Below are 372 nucleotides of genomic sequence, written 5' to 3'. Positions count from 1 at the left end.
GCCGGCCCTGCAAATAGCTGATCTGCGCAGCACCCGCGCAAATCTGGCGATCGAAGAATAGCGCCTGAAGGTCCGGCTGGCCCGACTCCAGGCGGAAAGCCGGGAAGACAAATCCTTCGCGGCACCGTCGGATCCTCCCGTCGAGTTCGGCGGACACCTGATTGCCGACATCATCGCGTCCGAGCAAGCGCAGTTGAACGCCAGGCTTGCCGCGTATCAGGACGACATCTACTACCTCCAGGCCTCGGTAGACCGGGCGAAGAAGGAAGCTGACATGGTCGCCGCCACCAGAAAAGAACGGGAAAAGACCGCGAACCTCCAGCTTGAGGAATTGCAGTCTGCCCGGTCGCTGCGGGAAAAGGGCCTGATAAC

The 372-nt window shown here is 61.3% G+C and carries 1 protein-coding gene; it reads right to left on the bottom strand.

Going from position 1 to position 372, the window contains the following annotated elements:
• Positions 1-187: hypothetical protein (locus EN861_RS35935; RefSeq protein ID WP_210235217.1), on the bottom strand; the 187-nt coding region annotated here is incomplete at its 3' end.
• Between the last annotated feature and the right edge of the window lie 185 nt (positions 188-372).

It is taken from the genome of Mesorhizobium sp. M8A.F.Ca.ET.218.01.1.1 (assembly GCF_004791165.1).
Classification (GTDB): domain Bacteria; phylum Pseudomonadota; class Alphaproteobacteria; order Rhizobiales; family Rhizobiaceae; genus Mesorhizobium.
This window is presented reverse-complemented; position numbering and strand designations above follow the sequence as displayed.